2 protein-coding genes are annotated in these 3,346 nt (G+C 65.4%); both read left to right on the top strand.

Annotated features, from left to right (window positions below):
• The first annotated feature begins 144 nt into the window (after nucleotides 1-144).
• On the top strand, nucleotides 145-1,920 hold the full coding sequence (locus WC585_RS17200) for a copper resistance system multicopper oxidase (RefSeq protein ID WP_219352849.1): 1,776 nt from the start codon (nucleotides 145-147) through the stop codon (nucleotides 1,918-1,920).
• A complete protein-coding gene (locus WC585_RS17195) occupies nucleotides 1,917-3,221 on the top strand; it encodes a copper resistance protein B (RefSeq protein ID WP_219352850.1) in 1,305 nt (434 codons plus the stop codon). Before WC585_RS17200 ends, WC585_RS17195 begins: the two co-directional genes overlap by 4 nt.
• Nucleotides 3,222-3,346: the final 125 nt, after the last annotated feature.

The raw sequence follows: 3,346 nt of genomic DNA, 5'->3' as shown, positions 1-3,346 counted from the left end.
CGGCCGTCAGCGCCTGGCCCAACGTCCGAACAAATTCGCGACATGCATCAGCCTGTCGCGAGGGCTGGGCCCGCCGCATGCGTAGACACCTAGAGGCCGTCGCTCGATCCAGCGAGCCGTCCATATGAATTTCAGGAGTACGCCATGAAGCTCGATCGTCGAGGATTGTTGCGCGGCGCGGTCGCCGGGGGCGGCCTTTTGAGCCTCCAGGGACTGATGCCCGCCTGGGCCCAGACGGGGTCTCCGGGGCTACGCGCCGACCTGCCCACCCTGACCGGGCCGAACATCGACCTGACGATCGGTGAATCGCCCTTCACCGTCAATGGACGGACCGCGACCGCGACAACGATCAACGGCACGCTTCCCGCGCCTCTGCTTCGGCTGCGCGAGGGACAGAACGTGCGGCTGGCGGTGCACAACCAGCTTGAGGAAGACACCTCGATCCACTGGCACGGAATCCTGCTCCCTTTCCAGATGGACGGCGTTCCGGGCATCAGCTTTCCGGGGATCAAGCCGCGCGAGACCTTCGTCTATGAGTTCCCGGTCCGCCAGTCAGGCACCTTCTGGTACCACAGCCACTCGGGCCTGCAGGAAGCGCTGGGGCACTACGGTCCGATCGTCATCGACCCGGCGGGCGCCGATCCCGTCGTCTATGACCGCGAGCATGTGCTGGTCCTGTCGGACTGGAGCTTCATGCATCCGCACGAGATCCTGGAAAAGCTGAAGAAGAGCCCCGGCTATTTCAATCGCCAGCGGACCACCCTGGCCGGGCTGCTGGACGGCAGTGACCGGATGAGTCTGGAAGAACGCCGGAGATGGGGCAGAATGCGGATGGATCCGCGCGACATCCTTGATGTGAGTGGCACGACCTACACCTATCTGATCAACGGCCACGGGCCGCAGGAAAACTGGACCGGCCTGTTCCGGCCCGGCGAGCGGGTACGGCTGCGCATCATCAACGCCTCGGCCATGTCGATCTTCAACGTCCGCATCCCCGGCCTGGCCATGACCGTCGTCCAGGCCGACGGCGAGAATGTGCGCCCGGTCGAGACCGACGAGTTCCAGATCTCTGTGGCCGAGACCTATGACGTCATCGTGCGTCCGACCGAGGATCGCGCCTACACCATCGTCTCCGAGGCCATCGACCGCTCGGGCATGGGCCGCGCCACCCTGGCCCCGCGCATGGGCATGACCGCCGAGGTCCCGCCACTTCGCGAGGTGCCCAACCTGACCATGGCCGACATGGGCATGGGCGGGATGAACCACGGGTCCATGCCTGGAATGGCACCGGCCGCTCCGATGCCGGGAACGGATTCGGCGGCCGCAGGCGGAGCGGCAATGGGGCCCATGGCCGGCATGAATATGCGGGACCCCGAGAACGCACCGCCAGATATGAAGGTCGGCGTCGGCGTTGACGCCATCGCCATGACGCCGATCAACCGCCTTGCGGAACGCCCCATTGGCCTGGCCGACGTCGACCATCGGGTGCTGGTCTATACCGACCTTGTGGCCCTGCAGCCGAATAAGGACCAGCGTCCGCCGAGTCGCAACATGGAGATCCATCTGACGGGCAACATGGAGCGGTTCATGTGGAGCTTCGACGGCGAGAAGTTCAGTGACGGCGTAGAGCCGTTCCGCTTCGAACGGAATGAACGGGTGCGCGTCACCTTGGTGAACGACTCCATGATGGCGCACCCAATCCATCTGCACGGCCATTTCTTCGAACTGGTCACCGGTGGTCCTGCCGGACACCAGCCGCTGAAGCACACCGTAAACGTCGCGCCGGGCGGCAAGGTCACCTTCGATCTGACTGCCGACAATCCCGGCGACTGGGCGTTCCACTGCCACCTGCTGATGCACATGCACGCCGGGATGTTCAACGTCGTCACCGTTCGACCCATGGAAGGAGCTGCCGGATGATCCGCTCCGTCGCCCTGCTGCCGCTGCTGCTGGTCTCGACACCGGCCTTCGCCCAGTCCCACGCCGGTCATACGCCGGCGGTCCAGGCGCAGCCCGTTCCGCTGCCGCCCGGCTGCGTCCGTCGTGGTGCCCCGGATGCCGACCCCTCTCGAATCGGAGCCCCCGGAGCCCCCGTCTGCCCGACGGGCGCGGTTCCGGCCGGGCTGCCGACGTCCTCGCCGGACCCACATGCGGGTCACGACATGTCGATCATGGGCCAGACTCCGGCCGCACCGGCGATGCCGGCGGGCCATGACATGTCGACCATGGGCGAGGTTCCGTCCGCACCGGCGATGCCGATGGGTCACGACATGTCGACCATGGGTCAGACTCCGGCCGCACCGGCGATGCCGGCGGGTCATGACATGTCGACCATGGGCCAGGTTCCAGCCACATCGGCAATGCCGGCGGGTCACAACATGCCGACCATGGGTCGGATGCCCACCGGGCATGACATGCAGGGCATGACCATGCCGCCGGACGTGCCGACCAGCGCTAACAATCCGGGGCGGCCGCCTGAAACACCCCCTCCGGCAGGGGCCTCAAGCGGGCCAGCCCACGCGGCAGACCTGTTGTTCGATCCGGCCGAAATGGAGGCGTCCCGCGAGGAATTGCGCATCGAAAACGGCGACATCCTGACAACCGCGGTTATCGTGGAGCGGCTGGAGGGAACCTTTGCCGACGACGGTGAAGGTTATGGCTGGGATGCCCAAGGATGGAGCGGCGGCGATATCAATCGCTTCTGGTGGAAGTCCGAGGGTGAGGGGACATTCGGCGGCAAGCTCGAGAAAGCCGAGGTTCAGGCGCTGTACAGCAGGGCCGTCCTGCCGTTCTGGAATCTGCAGGCTGGCCTCCGTCAGACCTACCGACCCGAAGCGGACAGAACCGACCTGGTCGTGGCGATGCAGGGCCTCGCGCCCTACTGGTTTGAGGTCGACGCCTCCGCCTTCCTTTCCAACAGGGGAGAACTCACGGCACGTGTTCAATCGCTCTACGATCAGCGCATCACGCAGCGATGGATTCTGCAACCGCGAGCAGAAGTTCTCTTGTCCGCGGAGGACATTCCCGAGCTCTCGATCGGCTCCGGCCTGAGTTCCCTGCAACTCAGCGCGCGTCTCCGCTATGAAGTGCGCAAGGAGTTCGCCCCCTACGTTGGTGTCGAATGGACAAGGAGCTTCGGCAATACGGCGGACTTTCTGGAGGCAGACGGTCGGAGCGCGGAAGACACCCGGTTCGTCGTCGGCATTCGGGCCTGGTTCTAGCGAGGGTCGGACGGATCGCGACGGGGCGCGGAGCAGGATCCGGGATGGAGGTGTTCAGAGATATCCGGGCTGTCGTGATGGATCTCGACGACACCCTGATCTCGGCCTACCGCCGTCCGGACCTA

The organism is Brevundimonas sp. (assembly GCF_041648055.1).
Classification (GTDB): domain Bacteria; phylum Pseudomonadota; class Alphaproteobacteria; order Caulobacterales; family Caulobacteraceae; genus Brevundimonas.
Note: the sequence above shows the minus strand (reverse complement) of the source record. Positions and strands in the feature narration are given on the sequence as shown.

Coding starts and splice junctions, on each gene's coding strand:
- WC585_RS17200 (WP_219352849.1), top strand. CDS start 145: ATGAAGCTCGATCGTCGAGGATTGTTGCGCGGCGCGGTCGCCGGGGGC.
- WC585_RS17195 (WP_219352850.1), top strand. CDS start 1,917: ATGATCCGCTCCGTCGCCCTGCTGCCGCTGCTGCTGGTCTCGACACCG.